Here is a 21,359-nt window from a genome sequence, read left to right on the forward strand (position 1 = left end):
GGGATGGTGTGTCCGAGGTGCGGCGAGGCCACGGCCCGGACCGTCGAGCAGGCCACCCCTACCGGTCCGGATGGCCGCCGGCCCCGGCACGGCTCACAGCCGGATGATGACCAGTGCCGTGTCGTCGGTGTTGCCGGAGGGCGGGAGGAGGTCGGACAGGAGGGTGTCGGCCAGGGTCTCGGGGTCGGCGCTGCCATGGCGGGCGAGGGAGTCGGCGAGGCGGGCCAGGCCGGTGTCGATGTCCTCGTCCCGGCGTTCGATCAGGCCGTCGGAGTAGAGGACCAGGGTGGCGCCCTCGGCGAAGACCGTACGAGCCTCCGGCCGCGGCACGTGTTCCGGGCGCGCGCCGAGAGGCGGATCGGTCGCCTGGTCCAGGAAGGTCACCGTGCCGTCGGGGTGGAGCAGGGCGGGGGGTGGGTGGCCCGCGCTGCTGTACGTGAGGGTGTGGGTCTCCCAGTCGATGTAGGCCTTCACCACCGTGCTCGACTCCGCACCGTCGACGTGGCGGGCGTACAGTCCGAGGGCTTCCAGCGCCCGAGCCGGGCCGTCGGCGACACGAGCAGCCGCGCTCAGAGCGCTGCGCAGCTGCCCCATGACACCGGCCGCTTCCAGGCCGTGGCCGACGACATCGCCGACAGCGACGGCGATGCGGTCGCCGGGCAGGACGACCAGGTCGTACCAGTCGCCGCACACGTTCAGGGTGCCGACGGCGGGCCGGTAGCGGACGGCCGCCCGATGGTGCCCGACCGGATCCGGGGCGGGCAGCATCGCCGCCTGCAGGGCCAGGGCGACCTCGCGCTCACGCGCATGGGCCAGACGCAGGCGTTCGTTGACTTCCTGCAGTTCACGGGAGCGGGTGTAGAGCTCGGCCTCCAGCACGCGGGCCCGGCTGCTCCCGCCGCCCGTGCCGCCGCGGGCTCGGGCGCGCGCGTGGATGAGCTCGGTGACCTCCTCCACCCGGTGCGCGATCAGCGTCACCCGCCCGTCCGGGCCCAGCACAGGTGCGTTGACGGGGCTCCAGAAGTGTTCGACCCAGTGGCCGGGCCGCTCGGGGTCCTCGATGTCGTAGCGCAGCAGCGCCATGGTGTCGCGCTCGCCGGTGGCCACCACGCGGAGCATCGACGCCTGGGTCTCCCGCATGCCGGCCGCGGCCGGATCGTTGGGGTTCTCGGGGAAGACATCGAAGATGTAGCGGCCCAGCAGTTGCTCACGAGTGCGCCCGGCCAGCCGGAGGAAGTCCTCGTTGGCGTCGGCATACACCATGTCGGGGGTGAGCAGAGCCACCATGCCGGGCAGGGCGCGGAAGACCGCCTCGTAATCGACCTGCGGTTCCGTCATGTGCTGCCCGTCTCGGTGCCGACCGTCACTGTGCTCCATCATAGGAGCGAACACAATACGCTGTCGGACGATCACCCTCGGCGAGAGTCCTTGAGTCACTCGGGCGGCCCTGCCGTGGACAAGAGCGGCGGACGCGGTCTAGTGCCGCAACAGGCAACGTTCGCCCCGTCACGACGCCCGGCACGCTCCCCCACGCTCTCGACTCCGCTCGAGCAGGGGATACCCCCACTCGCCGCACCGGCCGAAACCCCAAGTACGTCCAGTACGAGGGCTTCCGGCCGGCACGCCGAGAGCACGCACCAAACGCCGCTCCTCAACGGGCAAACGTTGCCTGCCGCGGCACTAGGCAAGCATGCCCACCAGTGTCCCCGCGAGGGTCAGTGTGAGGAACGCCGCGCCCCATGCCATCGCGTGGTGTATGCGGCGGCGCTTCGTGTGGGTCGTGCGGGTCAGGAGCTCGGGCGGGGTTTCGGCAGTGGTGGCCGGATGGGACCGGGTGGCCAGGCTCAGGAGGACCAGGGACGGGGCGCAGGCCGCGCAGCCCGTCCACAGGAGGAGCTGGGGGATCGCGGCGTACTGGGTGGGGGTGATGACGCCGGCGGTGATCGCGGTGAGGAGGGCGGCCAGGGCCGCGCCCAGGGTGGCCAGGGTCAGGCCGGCCCGGTGGTCGGCCTTCGCCAGTTCCGCGCGGACCGCCTCGGGCGGGAGCGGGCGGCCGAGTCCCACCGTGTGCTCGCCGTGGAGTGTGGTCATGCCTGCCCCTCGCTGATCAGCGGTTCCTTCCGAGTACCCCAACAGGTTCCCGCCATACAACGGTTCAGGTGTTCCACGTCTCGTCGTACGGGTCGTGCGGAGTGGGGACCGGCCTCGCCGTCGTCACCTCCAGGTACGGGACCGGGCCGTCGTTGACCGGGTCCTTCGTGCGGCGGGGTGTGTAGGTTCCGGTGATCTCCAGCCATGTGTCCGGGCGCAGGACGGGAGGGACGTTTCCGGTCAGGGCGATCTTGACCGGCTGGGCATCGGCCGCGCAGCAGTTGAGGCCCATGCGGACCAGGTAGGGGGCGCCCTTGCGGTCCAGGGTGACGAAACCGGTGATCTTCAGCTCGCGGTCGCGGAGGGCGCGGCCGTCGTCGTAGATCGCGCGGCCGGCGTAGTCGGCCACGGCGAGGCGGAGGGGGGCGTCGCCGGTGGGGAGGGCCGGAAAGCCGAAGGGTTTGGTCAGGGCCGTGCCGGTGTGCGCCGCGCTGTAGGAGCCCAGGGCCGGCGGGGCGACCAGGATCAGGGCGAGGACCGGGAGCGTGAGCAGCCAGGAGATGCGGGGTTCGCGGTGGTGGTCGTGGGCGGGGGCGCTGCGGCGGTCGTACCAGAGGGTTGCCGCAGCCGTGATGATCAGGACCGCGCCCGCCAGGAGGACCAGGGGGCGCAGGCCCTCCTTGACGTAGCGCAGGTAGAGGTCGGTCGTGCCGGCGTGCAGGAGGGTCGCGCCGAGCAGGAAGAGGAGGGCCGTCTGGGCCAGGCGGTTCACAGCAGGACCGTTCCGGTCAGGGCCGATACGACGACGGCCAGGGCGAAGGTCGCGGGGGCGAAGCGCAGGGCGAAGGCGCGGCCGAAGGTGCCCGCCTGCATCGCGAAGAGCTTCAGGTCGATCATCGGGCCGACGACCAGGAACGTCAGACGGGCCGTCAGGGAGAACTGGGTCAGGGACGCCGCCACGAACGCGTCCGCCTCCGAGCAGATGGAGAGCAGGACGGCCAGGCCCGCGAGGAACAGGACCGACAGCACGGGATGGCCGGCCGCGACGCCCAGCCAGTCCGCCGGGACCACCGCCTTCAGGGTCGCCGCGGCCATGGCGCCGACCACCAGGAAACCGCCCGCGTGGGTCACGTCGTGGCGGACCGAGCCCCAGAAGGCCGCACCCTTGCTCTGCCCCTCGTACGACGCGCGGGCCGGGGGGCGCAGCCAGTCCGTGCGGCCGAGGCGGTGCCAGAGCCAGCCCATCGAGCAGGCCACCAGCAGGCTGGCGACGAAGCGGGCCAGGACCATCTCGGGTTTGCCGGGGAACGCCACGGCCGTCGCCGTCAGCACGATGGGGTTGATGGCGGGCGCCGAGAGGAGGAAGGCCAGGGCCGCCGCCGGTGTGACGCCCCGGCGGACCAGGGCGCCGGCCACCGGCACGGACGCGCACTCGCAGCCCGGCAGCACCGCGCCGGCCGCGCTCGCGACCGGGACCGCCAGGGCCGGGTGCTTCGGCAGGGCCCGGGCGAAGAACGACGGCGGCACGAACACCGCGATCGCCGCCGACAGCAGCACCCCGAGCACCAGGAACGGCAGCGCCTGGACCATGACCGCGACGAACACCGTCATCCAGCTCTGCATCACCGGTGCGGCCAGGGCCCCACGGACCGGATCCTGGAACATCACCGCCGTCAGCAGCAGAAGGGTCAGGAGGAGCGCGGAGTCGAGGTGTCGGGCCTCCTCTTCCTTGCCGCCGTCCGGCGCGGTGTCCCCAGGCTCGGCTCGCCCGCCCTCGGCGTCCCCGCGCTCGGTGTCGTTCTGCGGATCCCCGCCGCGTTCCCTCTCGGCGTCCCCGAGCTCTGCGCCGTCCTGCGGGGCGGTCTTCGTGATGGCCACGGGCCCGGTACCTCCGGTGGTGCGCGGGGGCGTTGCCCCATTCCCTCCCCTTGCGTACGGACGGCGACGGCCGGGCGTTCACGCCACAGCGTCCCCTTCTGGAACGGGCCGTCCCGGTGAGGCAGTCTTCTCCTCGTGGGGAGCGTTCCGAACCAAGGTCAGCCGACTGATCCGGCCACGCACATGATCGTGTGCGGTGACGACGGGCTCGCGCACCGGCTGGCCGCCGAACTCCGCGGTGTCTACGGCGAGCAGGTCACGCTCGTCGTACCGCCCTCCGGGGGACGGGTGCGCCAGCCCGTGGTCGGACGGGCCCGGGCGGCCTCGGCGGCGCTGCTCGACAGGGTCGTGAACGCGGCGGTCAACCGAACCGGCACGAGCGGTGAACCGGCCTCGAACGAGCAGGTCGTGGCGGCTCCGGAGATCACCGAGGCCGTCCTCACCGAGGTGGGAGCCGACCGGGCGGCGGCCCTGGCGCTCGTCCACCACGACGACGAGACCAACATCCGCGCCGCCCTCACCGCCCGTCGGCTCAACCCCCGCCTCCGCCTCGTACTCCGGCTCTACAACCGGCGGTTGGGGCAGCACATCGAGGAACTGCTGGACCAGACCGCCGCCGTGGCCTCCGGGGACGGGCAGGGGTCGGGCCTCGACGCATCGACGACGGTGCTGTCCGACGCCGACACGGCCGCGCCCGCGCTGGCCGCCACCGCCCTCGTGGGCACCAGCAAGGTCGCCCAGACGGAAGGGCTCGTGCTGCGTGCGGTGGAACGACAGCCGCCGCGGCAGGGCGAGGTGGCCGACCCGGGGCTGTGCACCCTGGCGCTGCTGTCCGCGACGAGCAACGACCCGGCCGGTGCGGACGGCTCCGAGGGCAGCGGGGAGCACGGTCCGCACCTGTTGCCGGACGACGCGGCGGTGGCGGCGGCGACCGGGCGCGGGACCGTCGTCCTGGAGCAAGCGCCCCGCAGCCGCCACACCACCCCGGGCCCCTCCCTCGATCTAATGGGCGCTCCCCCGCCCCTTCAGATGCCTCTCCGCGAACTCCAGCTCCAGCCGCACCTGCTTGATCCGTTCGTCCACCACCAGCGACCCGTGTCCCGCGTCGTACCGGTACACCTCGTGCACCGCGCCTCGCGCCTCCAGGCGCTTGACGTAGTTCTCGATCTGGCGGATCGGGCAGCGGGGGTCATTGACACCGGCCGAGATGTAGACCGGGGCCTTGACCTCGTCGACATAGGTGAGGGGGGAGGACGCCTCGAAGCGGTCGGGGACCTCCTCGGGGGTGCCGCCGAGGAGCGTGCGGTCCATCGCCTTCAGCGCTTCCATCTCGTCGTGGTACGCCGTGACGTAGTCGGCGACGGGCACCGCCGCGATGCCCAGCGTCCACGCGTCGGGCTGGACGCCGAGGCCGAGCAGGGTGAGATAGCCGCCCCAGGAGCCGCCGGTGAGGACCAGGCGGTCGGGGTCGGCGAGGCCGGAGGTGACGGCCCATTCGCGGACCGCGGCGATGTCCTCCAGCTCGATGAGACCGACACGGTGCTTCAGGGCGTCCGTCCAGGCCCGGCCGTAGCCCGTGGAGCCGCGGTAGTTGACACGGATCACCGCGTAGCCGTGGTCGACCCAGGCCGCCGGACCCGCGGCGAAGGAGTCGCTGTCGTGCCAGGTGGGACCGCCGTGGATGTCGAAGACCGTGGGGAACGGGCCGGTCGCGCCCTGCGGCTTCTGGACGAGGGCGTGGATGCGGCCTCCCGGGCCCTCCACCCACACGTCCTCCACCGGCACCGAGCCGGGCGACTTCATGCCGGGCGGGTCGAGTACGACAGCGCCGGTCGTGGAACGCACCGCCGACGGCTCGGCCGCCGAGGACCACAGAAACTCCACGCTGCCGTCGGGCCGTGCCGTCGCACCGGACACCGTGCCCGGCGGGGTCGGGATCTCCGACAGGGCGCGGCCGGCCAGGTCGTAGCGGAACAGCTCGCTGCGGGCTTCGAAGCTGTGCGCGATGAGCAGGCCGCTGCCGTCCGGGTACCACTCGGCGCTGACGTCGCCGGGCAGTTCCAGCGCCAGGTCCGTCTCCTCGCCGGTGGCCACGTCCCACACCAGGGGCTCCCAGCGGCCCCGGCGCTGGTGCCCGATGAGCAGGCGCGTGTCGCCGTCGACGGGGGCGAAGCCGAGGACCTCCAGGCCCAGCTCGCGGGTGCCGCCCTCGGTGTCGTCGAGGTCGGCGACCGCAGTGCCGTCGGGGCGCAGGACGCGCAGCGCCGAGTGCATCGCGTCGCCGTGCTCGGTGTGCTCGACGGCGACGAGCGAGCCGTCGTGGGAGAGGTCGCCGACGCCGGCCGACTCGCGGTGGCGGTAGATCTCCACCGGGTCCTCGCCGGCACGCACGAGGTGGATGGTCGTGCCGTCATCGTCCGTGGAACGGCCCACGACCGCCGTACGCCCGTCACGGCCGAGGGCGAGGCCGGCCGGGTAGGAGGCGTCCAGGCCCGCGGCGGCCGGTTCGTCCGGGCCGCCCGTGAAGGGCTGGCGGCGCCACACGCCGAACTCGTCGCCGTCCTTGTCGTCGAACCACCAGATCCACGCGCCGTCCGGGGACAGCACGCCGTCCGTCGTGCCGTTGGGCCGGTCCGTCACCTGGCGCTGCTCGCCCGTCGCCCGGTCCCAGGCGTACAGCTCGTACGTCCCGGTCGCGTTCGAGACGAACAGGGAGCGGTCCGGCGCGTCCTCCGCCCAGTCGGGCAGGGACACCCGGGGCGCCCGAAAGCGCTTCTCCCAGTCCGGCATCCGCTCCTGCCGTCCCGCCTGTACCGCTTGCTCGTGCTGGTCCCGCTGATCCCGCGCGGCGGACCCGTTGCTCTCAGTCATGGACCCATACTGCCCGCCCCGGCCGACAATTCGCCGGCGAGGTCCCCAGCCTGTGGACAACCTCCACCGGTCCCCCTCCGAGCAGGTCAGGAGTCGCCCCCTTGTACTCCCCCACCCCGGCCGACTGGAACGAGGCCAACCGCGCCCACTGGGACGAGCGGGTGCCGCTGCACGTGGCCGGTGCTTTCTACGATCTGGACGCCTTCCGGGCCGGTCAGGACCCGCTGCGCGACTTCGAGCTCGCCGAGGTCGGCGACGTCGGCAACCGCTCTCTGCTGCACCTTCAGTGCCACATCGGCCTCGACACGCTGTCCTGGGCCCGGCACGGCGCCGCCCGCGTCGTCGGTCTCGACTTCTCCGAACCCGCGATCGACCTGGCCCGCGGGCTCGCGCGGGACCTCGGTCTCGGACCGGACCGGGCGGCGTTCGTCACGGCGGACGTGTACGACGCGGCGGCCGCGGTCCCGGACCCGTCGTACGACATCGTGTACACGGGCGTCGGCGCGCTGTGCTGGCTGCCCGACATCGGGCGCTGGGCGGAGACCGTCGCGGCGCTCGTGGCCCCGGGCGGGTTCCTCTACCTCTCCGAGTTCCACCCGCTCACCGACGTCCTCGACGACGAGACCGGTTCGCGGATCACGCATGACTACTTCGCCCGGGACGCCTGGGTCGAACAGAGCGCCGGGTCCTACGCGGCCGAGGGCGCCGAGTTCACGCACAGCCGGCGGGTCGAGTGGCAGCATCCGGTGGGCGAGGTCGTCTCCGCGCTCGCGGCGGCCGGGCTGCGGATCGAGTTCCTGCACGAGCACGACGTGTCGCTGTTCCGGCGGTTCGGGAGCTTCGAGCGGCGCGACGGCTACTTCCGCTTCCCGGCACACCGGCCGCGGATCCCGCTGATGTACTCGATCCGGGCCCGCAAGGACTGAGCCTCGGCCGGGGCGTTGGCGCAGATCAAGGCCGATTGTCAGTGGGGGCGTGCAGACTTCTGGGCATGACCGATCTACGCAGGGCCGTCGACAGGTTCTGGGCCGCCGCCGAGGCCCGGGACCGGACCGCGTTCGCCGGCATCCTGTCCGAGGACGTCGTCTACACCATGCCCCAGACGCGGGAGGAACAGTGGCCGGGAGCAGTACGTCCGGTTCAACCGCGAGTATCCGGGCGACTGGCATCTGAGCGTCGAGCGCCTCGTCGCCGAACCCGGACAGGTCGTCACCTGGACCCACTTCACTGTGGGGCCGGAGGAGAGGGACGCGATCTCCTTCTTCACCGAGGACGGAGCGGGCCGGATATCCGCGGTCACCGACTTCTGGCCCGAGCCGTACGAGCCCCCGGCGGGCCGGGAGCACCTGGCCGAGCGGTACTGAGCGGCCCGGCGTCCGGAACCGCCCGCCGCCCCGCCCCGTTGCCGACCCCGCAGCCGGGCCCTGCCCGGCACCCCCGTACCGTGGGGGTGTGTACCGGTTTCTGCTGACGCCCCGATGGTGGGGGATCAACGTCTTCGTGCTGTTGTCCATCCCCTTCTGCATCTTCATGGGGTCCTGGCAGCTGGGCCGGTTCGAGGACCGTGTGCAGGATCACCGGACCGCGACCGAGCAGGTTTCCGAGGCCCGGCACGAGGCGCCCCGGCCGCTGAAGGACATGCTGCCGGTGGACAAGGCGACATCCGGGAAGCTGGTCACCGCGAGCGGGACGTACGGCGAGCAGCTGCTGGTGCCCGGGCGGGAGCTCGACGACAAGCAGGGCTTCTACGTGCTGACGCTGCTGCGGACCGGCTCGGGCGAGGCGCTGCCGGTGGTGCGGGGCTGGCTGCCCGGTTCCGCCGACGCGGCGAAGATTCCGGCTCCCCCGGCCGGTGAAGTCACGATCACCGGTGCGCTGCAGGCGTCGGAGACGCCCGGGGACAACGGGGTCAGTGCGCAGGGCGGGCTGCCGGCCGGGCAGACCTCGGCGATCAGCGCGGCGTCGTTGGTGAACCTGGTGCCGTACGACGTGTACGACGCGTGGGTCACGCTGGAGAAGGGCGACTCGGGCATGAAGGCCGTGCCGGCCGCCGCGCCGCCGGACTCGGGGCTGGATCTGAAGGCCTTCCAGAACCTGGGCTACACCGCCGAGTGGTTCGCCTTCGTGGGATTCGTGATCTTCATGTGGTTCCGGCTGCTGCGGCGCGAGGTGGAGTCCGCGCGGGATGCGGAGCTGGGGCTGGTGGCGGAAGGGGAGCCCGTCGCCGTGGACGCCGCGGTGAAGTGAGCGGCGTCCGGGTCCGGGCGGGGGTGGGTCCGCGACCCCGCGGTCACGACCCCGCCAGCACGCCCGTCCAGTACACCGTCCCCGCGCACGCGTTGGACACCGTCACCGACGTCGCGCCCGAGCCCGTGACCGGGGTGTAGGTCACCGCAACGCTGCCGTCGACCGTGCCGTCCTCCCTGGCGAGCTGGGGGGCCGTGCCGGTGTCGCCGCCGGTGGAGGTGCCGCTCGTGGCCGCCGGGTCGTCCGATGGGGTGGGGTCGGGGCTGGGGTCGGGGCCGCCGACGCTGCCGCCGGGGGTGGGGCAGGTCTCGGAGGGGACCCAGGCGAACTTCACGTCGTAGCCGATGCCCGGCTGGAGGACCAGCTGGGCGGCCTCCAGGGAGGGGTCGGGAAGGAGACCGGCCGCCGCGTCGCCCGCGGCGTGCCGGGCCGAGCCGACCTTGCTGATGTCGGCCGCGCCCTGCGGCAGCGCGCTCACCGAGCCGGGGCCGGTGACCGTGCAGGCCGCGGCGGAGACGTTGGTGACGCGGAAGGAGCCGGAGACCGCACCCGTGGAGTCGGGGGCGTTGCTGCCTCCGGAGGCGGGGCCGAGCTGGGCCGAGGTGCACGCCGGGATGCCGGCGGCGGTGGTGGACGAAGGGTCGGCACCCTGGGACGCGCCCGTGGAGGCACCGGATCCCTTGTCCTCGTCCTTCTGCTTCTTGTCGCCCTTGTCCTTGCCCTCGGCCTTGCCGGAGGAGCCGCCCGCGGTGCTCTCGCCGCCGTCCGGGCCCTTGCCCTGGCTCGCGCCGCCCTGCGTCTCGGAGGCGTGCCCGGCGACGGACGGGTTGGCGTCGGAGCCGGTGGCGTTGGAGACGTGCACCAGGGCGGGGATGGCGGTGCCGATGAAGAGCGCGGCGGCGGCCATGCCGACGACGGCCTGCCGCTTGCGGGTCCGCCGCTGCGGTACCGCCTTGCGGAGGTAGTCCAGGGTGCCGTCGCGCGGTTCCACCTCCTGCACCACCTGGTGCAGCATCCTGCGCAGGTCCAGCTCGTCCGAGTCGAACCCTTCGGGGCTCTGGTCGTCGGGGCCGTGGTTCACAGTTCCGTTCCCAGCGTGCGATTGCTTCGGATCTTGCCCGTGGAGCCTGGTCGGCGCCTGCCACTCGTCGAGGCGCTCGGCGGGCTCGGGGCGGTCGCGCCCGTTGCCGCCCGTGCCGTTGCCGTCACTCATGCCGACGCCTCCATGGCGACCCGGAGCGCCGCGATACCGCGCGAGCCGTAGGCCTTGACCGAGCCCAGTGATATGCCGAGCGTCTCGGCGACCTGCGCCTCGGTCATGTCAGCGAAGTAGCGCAGCACCAGCACCTCGCGCTGGCGGCGCTGCAGCCCCTTCATCGCCTTGATGAGGGAGTCGCGCTCCAGCAGGTCGTAGGCGCCTTCCTCGGCGCTGGCCATGTCGGGCATGGGCTTCGACAGCAGCTTCAGGCCGAGGATGCGGCGGCGCAGCGCGGAGCGCGAGAGGTTGACGACGGTCTGGCGCAGGTACGCCAGGGTCTTCTCGGGGTCGCGCACCCGCTTGCGGGCGGAGTGGACACGGATGAACGCCTCCTGGACGACGTCCTCGCAGGAGGCCGTGTCATCGAGGAGGAGCGCGGCGAGACCCAACAGCGAGCGGTAGTGCGCCCGGTAGGTCTCGGTGAGGTGGTCGACGGTGGTGCCGGCCGCGAGGCCGTCCTCCGCGCCGTCGCGCTGATTGGGTATGCGGGCCGGCCGCGCTGCGGGCACGGGCGCGATCACCGGCATGCCACCGGGCGTACCGGCCATGCGGGGTCGTAGAGCCGCCGGACGGGGCGGTCGAAGGACCGTGCCGCGTGCCGCGCTGAAGTCGAGTACCTCTGCCACGCCTGTTGGACACGCTGACCCCTGTGAGGGTTGTACGCGCCGGGCATCACTTTCACGCCGACCGTCGCCGTCGACGGTCTACCCGCGTCAGGCAGCACAACCGATGGTGCATCAAATGCCCTCATGCGTCCCGCTCTTCCCCTATGTCCAAATGTGAACGGACGTCCCCACGCCCGGTTCCAGGCGTCCCCACGCCTGATGAAGCGCTCCCACGGCCGAAGGGCGACCGCAAAGACGCTCCCCGCCCTCCGCACGGTTGCGGAGGACGGGGAGATCAATCCTCTGATGCCGAAGCGCCACGGACAAGTGGTCCGGACCATTAACCGGCTCACATGTCGTGCACAGATCCTACAAACCGCCTCTGACATCGGCCGTGGTTTTCGGCGCCGCGAAACTTCACGAAACCCGGGCGACCACCCGGTCAGGCCGGCTCGGCCGGGTCAGGACAGCTCGGCCGCCACCACTTCGGCGATCTGCGCGGTGTTGAGCGCGGAACCCTTGCGCAGGTTGTCCCCGCACACGAACAGTTCGAGCGCCGTGGGGTCGTCCAGCGCCCGCCGGACCCGCCCGACCCAGGTCGGATCGGTGCCGACCACGTCGGCGGGGGTCGGGAACTCCCCCGCGGCCGGGTTGTCGAACAGCACGACGCCGGGCGCGGTGGCGAGGATCTCGCGGGCCTTGTCGACGGTGACCTCGCCCTCGAAGCAGGCGTGCACGGTCAGGGAGTGGGTGGTGATCACCGGCACCCGGACACAGGTAACGGCCACGGGGAGGTTCGGCAGGCCGAGGATCTTGCGGGACTCGTCCCGCACCTTCAGCTCCTCCGAGGACCAGCCGTCCTCCTGCGCCGTGCCGGCCCACGGCACGACGTTCAGCGCGACCGGCTCGGGGAACGGCCCGGTGTGGTCCCCGACGGCCCGGCGTACGTCGCCGGGGTGGACGCCCAGTTCCGTGCCGGCGACCAGGGACAGCTGCCGGCGCAGGGTCGCCACGCCGGTGCGCCCGGCGCCGCTGACGGCCTGGTACGAGGAGGCGACCAGCTCGCGCAGCCCGAACTCGGCGTGCAGCGCGCCCAGGGCCACGATCATGGAGAGCGTCGTGCAGCTGGGGTTGGCGATGATCCCGCGGGGGCGCATCCGCACGGCGTGCGGGTTGACCTCGGGCACGACCAGCGGCACGTCCGGGTCCATCCGGAACGTGCCGGAGTTGTCGACCACCACCGCGCCCTTGGCTGTGGCGAGGGGCGCCCATCGCTCGGCGACCTCGTCGGGGACGTCGAACATGGCGACGTCGACCCCGTCGAAGGCCTCCTCGCTGAGGGCCACGACCTCGGTCTCCTCGCCGCGCACGGTCAGTTTGCGGCCGGCGGAGCGCGGGGAGGCGATGAGCCGGATCTCGCCCCAGACGTCCGCCCGCTGGGACAGGATCCGGAGCATGACCGTGCCGACGGCTCCGGTCGCTCCCACGACGGCGAGCGTCGGACGCCCGGACCGGCCGGTCCGGGCGTCCGTTCGGGGTTCGGCCATCAGCGGCCGGTGCCTCCGTAGACGACGGCCTCATCGCTGTCGGAGTCGAGCCCGAACGCGGAGTGCACGGCCCGGACGGCCTCGGGGACGTCGTCGGCGCGGGTGACGACCGAGATGCGGATCTCGGAGGTCGAGATCAGCTCGATGTTCACGCCCGCGTCGGACAGGGCGGTGAAGAAGTCGGCCGTGACGCCCGGGTTGGTCTTCATGCCGGCGCCGACGAGGGAGATCTTGCCGATCTGGTCGTCGTAGCGCAGCGAGTCGAAGCCGATGCCGGCCTTGTTCTTCTCGAGCGCGTCGATGGCCTTGCGGCCCTCGGTCTTCGGCAGCGTGAAGGAGATGTCCGTCAAACCCGTGGAGGCGGCGGACACGTTCTGCACGACCATGTCGATGTTGATCTCGGCGTCGGCGATCGCGCGGAAGATCGAGGCCGCCTCGCCCGGCTTGTCCGGCACGCCGACGACCGTGACCTTGGCCTCGGAGGTGTCGTGCGCGACACCGGAGATGAGAGCCTGCTCCACCTGCTTTACCCCTTGCTTCGGCTCGCTGCTGACCCATGTGCCCTGAAGTCCGCTGAAGCTGGACCGGACGTGGATCGGGATGTTGTACCGGCGGGCGTACTCCACACAGCGGTGGAGCAGCACCTTCGACCCGGACGCCGCCAGTTCGAGCATGTCCTCGAAGGAGATCCAGTCGATCTTCCGGGCCTTCTTCACCACGCGCGGGTCGGCGGTGAACACGCCGTCGACGTCGGTGTAGATCTCACAGACGTCGGCGTCGAGGGCGGCGGCGAGAGCCACCGCCGTGGTGTCGGAGCCGCCGCGGCCGAGCGTGGTGATGTCCTTGGTGTCCTGGGAGACACCCTGGAAACCGGCCACGATCGCGATGTTGCCCTCGTCCACCGAGGTCTTGATGCGGCCCGGCGTGACGTCGATGATCCGGGCCTTGTTGTGGACCGAGTCGGTGATGACACCCGCCTGGCTGCCGGTGAACGACTGGGCCTCGTGGCCCAGCTTTTTGATCGCCATGGCCAGCAGGGCCATGGAGATCCGCTCTCCGGCGGTCAGCAGCATGTCGAGCTCGCGCCCGGCAGGCATCGGGGAAACCTGCTCGGCGAGATCGATCAGCTCGTCCGTCGTGTCGCCCATCGCGGAAACCACGGCAACCACCTGGTTGCCGTTCTGCTTCGCTTCCACGATTCGCTTGGCGACGCGCTTGATGCCCTCGGCATCGGCTACGGAGGAGCCTCCGTACTTCTGCACGACAAGGCCCACGTGCGCTCCTCGCTCAATCCGTCTCTATCCGCTCATACGCATTCGTACCGCGGTCGGCTCAGTCTAACGAGCGTCCGAAAAACCCCTCCGCGATATCGCATGGTGAGATCTCGTCCGCCCGTCCAGAGTCGCTCATGCCCATCTGGGCACAGGCCACTCGAGAAAGTGCCCGGCGTCACAATCGCACGTGACATCGGCCCGGTCACACAACTTTCAAGCACTAGGGTTCGGCTGTGCGCGTACTCCTGGTGGAAGACGATGAACCGGTCGCCGAGTCCCTGCGCCGTGGCCTCAGGCGCTACGGCTTCGAGGTCGAGTGGGTCACCACCGGCGGGGCGGCCCTGAAGCACGAGGGCCCCTATGAGGTGGTCCTGCTGGACCTCGGCCTGCCCGACACCGACGGCCTGGACGTCTGCAAGGCGCTGCGCGAGCGGGGCGACGTCCCGATCATCGTGATCAGCGCCCGCAGCGACGAGACGGACCGGGTGGTCGGGCTGGAACTCGGCGCGGACGACTACGTCTCCAAGCCGTTCGGCGTCCGGGAGGTCATCGCACGGATAAGGGCGGTCATGCGCCGCACGCAGCCGCGCACCCCCGCGGGGACGCCCGACACCGGCCCCGACCGCTACGGCACCCGCCTGACGATCGACCGCAAGGCGGCCCGGGTGCGCCTGGACGGCGAGGAGGTCGCCCTCGCGCCCAAGGAGTACGACCTGCTGGCCTTCCTCACCGAGGAGCCCGGGGCGCTGATGTCGCGCGAGCAGATCATGGAAGCGGTCTGGGACGCGAACTGGTTCGGACCGACCAAGACCCTGGACGTCCACGTCGCGGCGCTGCGGCGCAAGCTCGCGGGGGCGGTCACCATCGAGGCGGTGCGCGGGGTCGGCTTCCGACTGGAGATCGCCAGGGACACCGACAGCGACGCCGGCGGCACGGGCGGGAACGGCGGCACGGGCGGGAGCGGCGGCACGGGCGGGAGCGGCGGCGCCTCATGATCCGCCAGCTCGTCCGCAGCTACGTCCTGCTCGTCGCCGTCGCCATCGCGCTGTTCACCGTGCCGGTGGCGTTCACGCTCACGGACCAGTTGCGGAACGACACCCGGTCGGCCGTCCTGCGCGAGGCCGACGCCATGGCCCTGCTGCTGGGCGACGGCCGGGCCGCCTCCTGCCAGGCCCTGGAGGAGATGGCCAGGGCCTACGACGACGAGATCCAGGTGACCCGCACCGCGAGCTGCCCGGCGGACCTGCCCCGCCCGGCCTCGGACGCGTCACTGACCCGGGCGCTGAAGGAGGGCAGGCCCACGACCGACTGGGGCTCCTCCTTCATCTGGGGCCCCGAGCTGGTGATCACGGTGCCCGCCCGCGCGGCCGGCACGGACCGGATCGTCGGCGCCGTACGCATCGTGTACTCGACCGACGAGATGACCAGCCGGCTGTGGCAGATCTGGGGTTTCCGGGCGATCCTCGCCGTGCTCGTCCTCGGGGTGGCCGCCCTGCTCGGCGTCGGGGTGGCCCGGCGCCTCACCCGGCCGCTGCGCCAGCTCAACGACATGGCCAGCAAATTCAGCGACGGCGATCTGACCGCCCGCTCCCCCGTGACGGGCCCGCCCGAGACCCAGACCCTGGCGCGCACGCTCAACCAGGGCGCCGAACGCCTGGACACCCTGATCGCGGCCCAGCGGATCTTCGTCGCGGACGCCTCCCATCAACTGCGCACCCCGCTCACGGCGTTGCGGCTGTCCCTGGACAACATCGCCGACGGGACGGACGACGAGTTCGTACGGGAGGACGTGGAGCAGGCGACGGCCGAGGTCGTCCGGATGAGCCGGCTGGTCAGCGGGCTGCTGGTGCTGGCACGGGCCGAGGCGAAGGTGACCGCGGCCGAGCCGCTCCCGCTGATGGACATCGTGCGGGAACGGCTCGCCGTGTGGAGACCGGCCGCCGACGAGCGCGGAGTCACCATCGCGCTCAGGGGGAGTGCCGACGGCCGGCCGTCTGTGCTGGCCAGTCCCGGTCATCTGGACCAGATGCTGGACAACGTGCTCTCCAACGCCCTGGAGGTCTCACCCGACGGCGGAACGATCACCGTGCGGGTGGAGGCCGGGGGCGATGTGGTGGGGGTGTCGGTCCTGGACGAGGGGCCCGGCATGTCGGACGCCGAGAAGTCCCGCGCCTTCGACCGCTTCTGGCGCGGCCAGGGCCTGACCGGCAAGTCCGGCTCCGGCCTCGGTCTCGCCGTCGTCAGGCAACTGGCGACGGACGACGGCGGAACCGTGGCGCTGACGGACTCGCCCGGTGGCGGCCTGTGCGTGACGATCACGCTCCGGGCGTCCCACCGGGGCGGCGGCTGACCGGGCTCAGCCCTGCGGCATCTTCGAGGAGTGGTGGTTCACGATCAGCCACCTGCCGTTCGGCTGCTTCTCGTAGGCGTAGGTGTAGCGGGCCTTGACGGTGCTCTTCTCGCCCGTGCCGTGGTCGGTGAGCGAGAACGCGTAGACACCGGTGTCGATGACGGTGTCGCGGTCGAGGACGTTGACGACGGACTCGACCTTGGTCCCGACCGGCTTGTTCTGCAGGAAGTGCTCGAAGTAGTCGACGATCCCGGCTCTGTCCGTGCGGACCTGGTTGGAGACGGTCGGCAGCAGGACCGCGTCCTTCGCGTACAGGTCGGCGACCTTCTTCGGGTCACCGGTCTGCAGCGCGGCGTTCCAGCGGTCGAACAGCCCGAGCACCTGCGCCTTGGTCACCGGCTTGGCCTGCTTCTCGCCCTGGCCCCGGGAGTCGGCCCCGGCAACCCCGGTGCTGACGGCGAGGGTGCCGGCGGCCAGGACTGCGGTGGCGGCTACGGCGACGGCTATGTGCCGGCGGGCGGGGCGACGGTTCATGACATCTCCAGTGAGATCGAAGGGAGTCGGCTTGCCTCCGCGTTCTCTGCGGTGGAAGTGACTCCAGCCTCGCGTTTCACCGGTTAGGGGCCGTGCAGGCCGCGTACAGCGCACGTACAAGGAGCCTCCAAATCACGCGGCGTGGCAGAGGGCCGGGCGCTACCGTCTGGGCATGGAGATGCTTCGCTACGTGGCGTTCAGCACGGATCCCAAGGGCGGCAACCCCGCCGGGGTGGTACTCGACGCGAGCGGCGCCGACGACAAGGTGATGCTGGCGACGGCGGCCGAAGTCGGCTATTCGGAGACGGCGTTCGTGGTGGACTCCGGCGACGGCCCCCTGGACATCCGGTACTTCAGCCCGCTCGCCGAGGTGCCGTTCTGCGGCCACGCGACGATCGCCACGGCCGTCGCCCACGCGGAGCGGCACGGCACCGGGCGGCTGCACCTGCGCACCCAGGCCGGACCGGTCACCGTCACCACGGACCGGGCGGCGGACGGCTCGCTCGTGGCGACCCTGGTGAGCGTCGCGCCGCGCACGGTCCCGCTCGAAGAGGCCGACCTCGCCGAACTGCTGGCGATCCTCGGCTGGTCCGCCGAGGACCTGGACCCGGCTCTGCCGCCCCGGGTGGCCTTCGCCGGGGCCTGGCACCCGGTCATCGCCACCGCGAGCCGGGACCGGCTGGCGGACCTCGACTACGACATGGCCGTGCTCGGCGCCCTCATGGCCCGCCGGGACTGGACCACCATCGACCTGGTCCGGCGCGAGTCACCCACCCTCTTCCACGCCCGCAACCCGTTCCCGCCCGGCGGCGTGAGCGAGGACCCGGCGACGGGAGCGGCGGCGGCCGCGTTCGGCGGCTACCTGAGGGAACTCGAACTCGTGCCGACCCCCGCAACGCTGACGATCCATCAGGGCGTGGACATGGGACGGCCGAGCACGATCACCGTGACGGTACCGGCGGACCCGCACAGCGGAATCGGCGTCACCGGCACGGCCGTTCGGATCTGACCGGCTACTTCGCCGGGCGCAGACCCAGGGGCCCGGCGATCTCCTCCGCCATCACCCGGCCCGCCTCGATCTCCAGGGTGTCGTCGCCCATGCCCTGGTCCGTGTCCAGGCCGTCGAGTTCGGCGAGGGGCTGGTTGAGGCGGACGTGGGCGAGGATCGACTGCAGGGCCCGGAGAGTGGCCGAAGCCGTGGAGCCCCAGTTGGAGAAGTAGGAGAACTGCCACCACCACAGGGCCTCGCTGGTGCGGCCCGCGCGGTAGTGGGACATGCCGTGGCGCAGGTCGGCCATGACGTCGGCCAGGTCGTCGGAGATCCGGGCCGGCACGGGCGCCTTGCGGGGCTCGTAGGGGTCGAAGACCTCGGAGTAGACGTCGATCGGGTCCAGCAGGCGGGCCAGGTTCTCGCGGAGCGCGTCGACGTCCGGCTCGGGGCCCGAGTCGGGTTCGTAGCGCTCGTCGGGCACGATGTCCTCGTGCGCGCCGAGCCGGCCGCCGGCCAGGAGGAGTTGGGAGACCTCCAGGAGGAGGAAAGGCACCGCCGATTCCGGCTCGTCGCCCTTCGCGACCTCCGTGACGGCGACCAGGAAGCTCTCGATCTGGTCCGCGATCTGGACGGCGAAATCGTCCGGGTTCTGGTCGGTCGCGTGCAGCGTGGCGTCAGACATCTAGGAGTCGTCTCCCCTCGAAGGCGCGGCCGAGGGTGACCTCGTCCGCGTATTCCAGGTCCCCACCCACCGGGAGGCCGCTGGCCAGGCGGGTGACCTTCAGGCCCATGGGCTTGATCATGCGGGCGAGGTACGTCGCCGTCGCCTCGCCTTCCAGGTTCGGGTCCGTGGCGAGGATGAGCTCGGTGACCGAGCCGTCGGCAAGCCGGGCCAGGAGCTCCCTGATACGCAGGTCGTCGGGGCCCACCCCGTCGATCGGGCTGATCGCGCCGCCCAGGACGTGGTAGCGGCCCCGGAACTCACGGGTGCGCTCGATCGCCACGACGTCCTTCGGCTCCTCGACCACGCAGATGACGGCCGGGTCGCGGCGGGTGTCGCGGCAGATGTTGCACAGCTCCTCCTGTGCGACGTTGCCGCAGGTCGCGCAGAAGCGGACCTTCGCCTTGACCTCCATCAGGGCCTGCGCGAGACGCCGTACGTCCGTCGGCTCGGCCTGCAGGATGTGGAAGGCGATCCGCTGGGCGCTCTTCGGACCGACGCCGGGCAGCCGTCCCAGCTCGTCGATCAGGTCCTGGACCACGCCTTCGTACAACGGACTGCCCTTCCTGGGTCTTCGGGGTCGGTACGCACCGTCCCGTACGTACCGTAGTTGTCTGCCGCCTGTCCGAGGAAGGCGGTGTGCCGGGTCAGAACGGCAGGCCGGGAATACCTCCGCCGCCCAGACCCTGCGCGAGCGGGCCCAGCTTCTGCTGCTGGAGCGCCTGCGCGTTCTCGTTGGCCGCCTGCACGGCCGCCACGACCAGATCGGCGAGGGTCTCGGTGTCCTCGGGGTCCACCGCCTTCGGGTCGATCTTCAGGGCGCGCAGCTCTCCGGCGCCGGTGACGGTGGCCGTCACCAGACCGCCGCCCGCCTGCCCGTCGACCTCCGTCTGCGCCAGTTCCTCCTGCGCCTGTGCCAGGTCCTGTTGCATCTTCTGGGCCTGCTGGAGCAGCTGCTGCATATTGGGCTGGCCACCACCGGGGATCACGATCAGCTCCTTGCTCGGTACGGGTTTTCCCGTTCGGCACGAGCCTACGTGGTCGGGGCTGCCGTCGCCCCGGCACTCTTTCGAGTGAGTCCCCCTCGCGCCCTATACCCGATCAAGGAATACTTCCGGGCGGAAAAGAGGCGAAAGCTACGTCTTCGCCACCCGTTGGGAGGTAGGAAGGGTCGGGCGCGTGCAGGGTGCGGGCTTCCGTCCATCGCGCAGCGTGATCGGTGAGTGAACCGTACGTGGTCATCCGTGGTCAGTGAGGAGTGCCGGGTGGGTCAGCCGGAGATGCAGCCCGAGGGGCCGCCTCAGGACGGGCGGGGCGAGCAGCCCGCGGCCGGGCTGCGGCCGGGCGATCTGACCGGGCGGGTCTTCCCGCTCGGGGACTGGGGTGAGCCGGCGCTCCGGCTGGACGAGCTGTACCGGTGGGTGGAGCACGGGGCGCTGCGGACGGCGGCCTGGTACCTCGCGGACCGGGTGTGGAAACGGAGGTGCGCGCGGGTACTGCGCTGCGGGGCCGCGGTGGGGGCAGTGACCGGGGTCGCGCTGCCCCTGCTGGATCTGACCGGGGTAGCGGGCGGGATCGCGCCCTGGGGGTGTCTGGCGCTGCTGCTGGGGGCGGCGTGTGTGGCCGTCGACCGGTACTTCGGAGTGACGTCCGGGTGGATGCGGGACGTGGCCACCGCGCAGGCCGTGCAGCGGCGCTTGCAGACTCTCCAGTTCGACTGGGCGGCGGAGAGCGTGCGGGAGGTGCTGGGTCCTGCGGAGGGGACGGCCGGGGAGGCCGCCGAGCGGTGCCTCGGGGTGCTGCGGAGGTTCTCCGAGGACCTGACGGAACTGGTGCGGGTGGAGACGGCGGACTGGATGGGGGAGTTCCGGGCGGGCGGCGCCGCGCCGGTGGGGTTGCAGGCGGCGGTGTTCCCCGGGCCGGGGCGCGGGGCCGAGGTGGGGGTGAACGGGCGGTTCACGGTGCCGCCGCCGCATGGGGCGGCCCGGCCGAACATGCCTCGGCAGCGGCCTCCGGAGCCGCGGTGAGCCGGTCGGGCTCTCGGTGCTCGCCCTTCTCGCCGGGGTCGGGTGAGTGCGACAGCTCGGCGGCGCGTGGTGCTCCGCGTTGCTGCTGGGGTCGGGTGGGTCCGCAGCCCGGCGGCGCGGGGTGCCGCTGCGCCCACCCGTGCCGCCCTGGCGGCACGCATGCCCGCAGCTGAGCGGGACGGACGCCGCCGGACCTTCAACGCCCATCCAAACGCCGGGAGTCGGTCACTGCTTCACGTACGTCAGCCGTTCCCCGCTGCTCGTGTTCACGCGCTCGAGCGTGCCGTCCGGCAGGAGGGTGACCTCGGTGGCCGCGCCCGGGGTGCAGGCGGTGCGCGGCTGACCGACCTTCACGGTGGACGGGCCGATCTCCAGCGCGCCGTCGGCCCCGGGTGGTGCGGTCAACTGTCCCTCGAACACGCAGTGGTAGTCGCCGCCGCCCTTGGTCGGGCCGTCGGCCACGAGGGACAGGACCGTGTCACCCGGTCCGCCCTGCTGGATGGTGAGCGAACGACTGTGCTCGCCGTCGGCGTTGTCGATGGTCGTGGTCCAGGTGCCGAGGTACCCGGTCGGGATCGTGCCGTCCGTCGGGGAGGGGGAGGTGTCCGGCTGCGAGGTCGTCGGGGACGGGCCCGGGGTGGTCGGCGGGGCGCTCGTGCCCTGCGTCGGGCCGGCGCCGTCGTCGGCCCGGTCGTCGCCGCCGTCCTGCATCAGCGCGTACACCGACCCGCCCGCGGCGAGCGCGACGACCAGGGCGATCACGACGAGCAGCGCGGTGGAACGGCCGTTCCCCCGCGGCTGCTGCGGCTGCTGCGGCTGCGGGGGGCCGTACGGCGGGGTCGCTCCGTAGGGCGGCGGGCCGTAGGGCGGGGTGGAGCCGAGGCCGCCGTAGGCGGGGTGGGGCTGGGGGTGTTGCTGGGGGTGGCCGTACGCCGGGTCCGGGGGCGGGGGCGTCTGCAGCTGCG

Annotated in this window: 19 protein-coding genes and 3 pseudogenes; 8 read left to right on the forward strand and 14 right to left on the reverse strand. The window is 72.0% G+C overall.

Annotated elements, in window-relative coordinates; translation table 11 throughout:
* Window positions 1-93: 93 nt before the first annotated feature.
* The 4 genes from ABZ281_RS05545 to ABZ281_RS05560 form a co-directional block, all read right to left on the reverse strand.
* Complete coding sequence (locus ABZ281_RS05545; RefSeq protein ID WP_356652390.1) at window positions 94-1,338, reverse strand: SpoIIE family protein phosphatase; 1,245 nt, start codon at window positions 1,336-1,338, stop codon at window positions 94-96.
* Between the two features lie 342 nt (window positions 1,339-1,680).
* Window positions 1,681-2,091 (reverse strand): hypothetical protein, encoded by a 411-nt coding sequence (locus tag ABZ281_RS05550; protein ID WP_356652392.1) that lies wholly within the window; start codon window positions 2,089-2,091, stop codon window positions 1,681-1,683.
* 64 nt (window positions 2,092-2,155) lie between these two features.
* Window positions 2,156-2,863, reverse strand: a complete 708-nt coding sequence (locus ABZ281_RS05555) for a TIGR03943 family protein (protein ID WP_356652394.1) — start codon at window positions 2,861-2,863, stop codon at window positions 2,156-2,158.
* Complete coding sequence (locus ABZ281_RS05560) at window positions 2,860-3,783, reverse strand: permease (protein ID WP_356652421.1); 924 nt, start codon at window positions 3,781-3,783, stop codon at window positions 2,860-2,862. The genes ABZ281_RS05555 and ABZ281_RS05560 overlap by 4 nt, the downstream gene beginning before the upstream one ends.
* A 369-nt stretch (window positions 3,784-4,152) precedes the next feature.
* Here ABZ281_RS05560 and ABZ281_RS05565 point away from each other — a divergent pair.
* Window positions 4,153-4,929: pseudogene (locus ABZ281_RS05565) on the forward strand (NAD-binding protein); the annotation flags it as partial.
* A gap of 42 nt (window positions 4,930-4,971) precedes the next feature.
* Here ABZ281_RS05565 and ABZ281_RS05570 read toward each other — a convergent pair.
* Complete coding sequence (locus tag ABZ281_RS05570; RefSeq protein ID WP_356652396.1) at window positions 4,972-6,840, reverse strand: prolyl oligopeptidase family serine peptidase; 1,869 nt, start codon at window positions 6,838-6,840, stop codon at window positions 4,972-4,974.
* A 101-nt stretch (window positions 6,841-6,941) separates the two neighbouring features.
* Between ABZ281_RS05570 and ABZ281_RS05575 the strand changes: the two genes are divergently transcribed.
* The 3 genes and pseudogenes from ABZ281_RS05575 to ABZ281_RS05585 all read left to right on the forward strand — a co-directional run bounded on the left by ABZ281_RS05575 (window position 6,942) and on the right by ABZ281_RS05585 (window position 9,087).
* On the forward strand, window positions 6,942-7,766 hold the full coding sequence (locus ABZ281_RS05575) for a class I SAM-dependent methyltransferase (RefSeq protein ID WP_356652398.1): 825 nt from the start codon (window positions 6,942-6,944) through the stop codon (window positions 7,764-7,766).
* A 65-nt stretch (window positions 7,767-7,831) separates the two neighbouring features.
* A pseudogene (locus ABZ281_RS05580) lies at window positions 7,832-8,204 on the forward strand (nuclear transport factor 2 family protein).
* Window positions 8,205-8,292: 88 nt separating this feature from the next.
* Complete coding sequence (locus ABZ281_RS05585; RefSeq protein ID WP_356652400.1) at window positions 8,293-9,087, forward strand: SURF1 family protein; 795 nt, start codon at window positions 8,293-8,295, stop codon at window positions 9,085-9,087.
* Window positions 9,088-9,130: 43 nt separating this feature from the next.
* Here the strand turns inward: ABZ281_RS05585 and ABZ281_RS05590 are convergent, their stop codons facing one another.
* The 4 genes from ABZ281_RS05590 to ABZ281_RS05605 form a co-directional block, all read right to left on the reverse strand.
* Window positions 9,131-10,300 carry a hypothetical protein gene (locus ABZ281_RS05590; RefSeq protein WP_356652402.1) on the reverse strand — a complete coding sequence of 390 codons (1,170 nt, stop codon included), beginning with the start codon at window positions 10,298-10,300 and terminating at the stop codon, window positions 9,131-9,133.
* Window positions 10,297-10,872 carry a SigE family RNA polymerase sigma factor gene (locus tag ABZ281_RS05595; protein ID WP_356652423.1) on the reverse strand — a complete coding sequence of 192 codons (576 nt, stop codon included), beginning with the start codon at window positions 10,870-10,872 and terminating at the stop codon, window positions 10,297-10,299. Before ABZ281_RS05595 ends, ABZ281_RS05590 begins: the two co-directional genes overlap by 4 nt.
* 539 nt (window positions 10,873-11,411) lie before the next feature.
* Complete coding sequence (locus ABZ281_RS05600) at window positions 11,412-12,497, reverse strand: aspartate-semialdehyde dehydrogenase (protein ID WP_356652404.1); 1,086 nt, start codon at window positions 12,495-12,497, stop codon at window positions 11,412-11,414.
* On the reverse strand, window positions 12,497-13,771 hold the full coding sequence (locus ABZ281_RS05605; protein WP_356652406.1) for an aspartate kinase: 1,275 nt from the start codon (window positions 13,769-13,771) through the stop codon (window positions 12,497-12,499). The genes ABZ281_RS05600 and ABZ281_RS05605 overlap by 1 nt, the downstream gene beginning before the upstream one ends.
* 233 nt (window positions 13,772-14,004) lie before the next feature.
* On the opposite strand from ABZ281_RS05605, the gene ABZ281_RS05610 reads away from it, so the two are divergent.
* Both ABZ281_RS05610 and ABZ281_RS05615 read left to right on the forward strand, forming a co-directional pair.
* The gene (locus ABZ281_RS05610; protein ID WP_356652408.1) at window positions 14,005-14,766 is read left to right on the forward strand and encodes a response regulator transcription factor; all 762 of its coding nucleotides are present in this window, start codon (window positions 14,005-14,007) and stop codon (window positions 14,764-14,766) included.
* A complete protein-coding gene (locus ABZ281_RS05615) occupies window positions 14,763-16,121 on the forward strand; it encodes a HAMP domain-containing sensor histidine kinase (protein WP_356652410.1) in 1,359 nt (452 codons plus the stop codon). The genes ABZ281_RS05610 and ABZ281_RS05615 overlap by 4 nt, the downstream gene beginning before the upstream one ends.
* A gap of 6 nt (window positions 16,122-16,127) precedes the next feature.
* Here ABZ281_RS05615 and ABZ281_RS05620 read toward each other — a convergent pair whose 3' ends face one another.
* On the reverse strand, window positions 16,128-16,655 hold the full coding sequence (locus tag ABZ281_RS05620) for an SgcJ/EcaC family oxidoreductase (RefSeq protein ID WP_356652412.1): 528 nt from the start codon (window positions 16,653-16,655) through the stop codon (window positions 16,128-16,130).
* Between the two features lie 172 nt (window positions 16,656-16,827).
* Here ABZ281_RS05620 and ABZ281_RS05625 point away from each other — a divergent pair, with 172 nt between their 5' ends.
* Window positions 16,828-17,664 carry a PhzF family phenazine biosynthesis isomerase gene (locus tag ABZ281_RS05625; RefSeq protein ID WP_356652414.1) on the forward strand — a complete coding sequence of 279 codons (837 nt, stop codon included), beginning with the start codon at window positions 16,828-16,830 and terminating at the stop codon, window positions 17,662-17,664.
* A 4-nt stretch (window positions 17,665-17,668) separates the two neighbouring features.
* Here the strand turns inward: ABZ281_RS05625 and ABZ281_RS05630 are convergent, their stop codons facing one another.
* The 3 genes from ABZ281_RS05630 to ABZ281_RS05640 form a co-directional block, all read right to left on the reverse strand.
* Entirely contained in the window at window positions 17,669-18,328 is a 660-nt protein-coding gene (locus ABZ281_RS05630; RefSeq protein WP_356652416.1) for a DUF5063 domain-containing protein, read from the reverse strand.
* A complete protein-coding gene (gene recR, locus ABZ281_RS05635) occupies window positions 18,321-18,920 on the reverse strand; it encodes a recombination mediator RecR (protein ID WP_107456242.1) in 600 nt (199 codons plus the stop codon). The genes ABZ281_RS05630 and recR overlap by 8 nt, the downstream gene beginning before the upstream one ends.
* Before the next feature lie 94 nt (window positions 18,921-19,014).
* Entirely contained in the window at window positions 19,015-19,356 is a 342-nt protein-coding gene (locus ABZ281_RS05640; RefSeq protein WP_078885280.1) for a YbaB/EbfC family nucleoid-associated protein, read from the reverse strand.
* A gap of 276 nt (window positions 19,357-19,632) precedes the next feature.
* Between ABZ281_RS05640 and ABZ281_RS05645 the strand changes: the two genes are divergently transcribed.
* Entirely contained in the window at window positions 19,633-20,394 is a 762-nt protein-coding gene (locus tag ABZ281_RS05645) for an SLATT domain-containing protein (protein ID WP_356652419.1), read from the forward strand.
* A 225-nt stretch (window positions 20,395-20,619) separates the two neighbouring features.
* Here the strand turns inward: ABZ281_RS05645 and ABZ281_RS05650 are convergent.
* Window positions 20,620-21,359 (reverse strand): annotated as a pseudogene (locus ABZ281_RS05650) (serine/threonine protein kinase); the annotation flags it as partial.

The organism is Streptomyces sp. NPDC006265 (assembly GCF_040613555.1).
Taxonomy (GTDB): domain Bacteria; phylum Actinomycetota; class Actinomycetes; order Streptomycetales; family Streptomycetaceae; genus Streptomyces.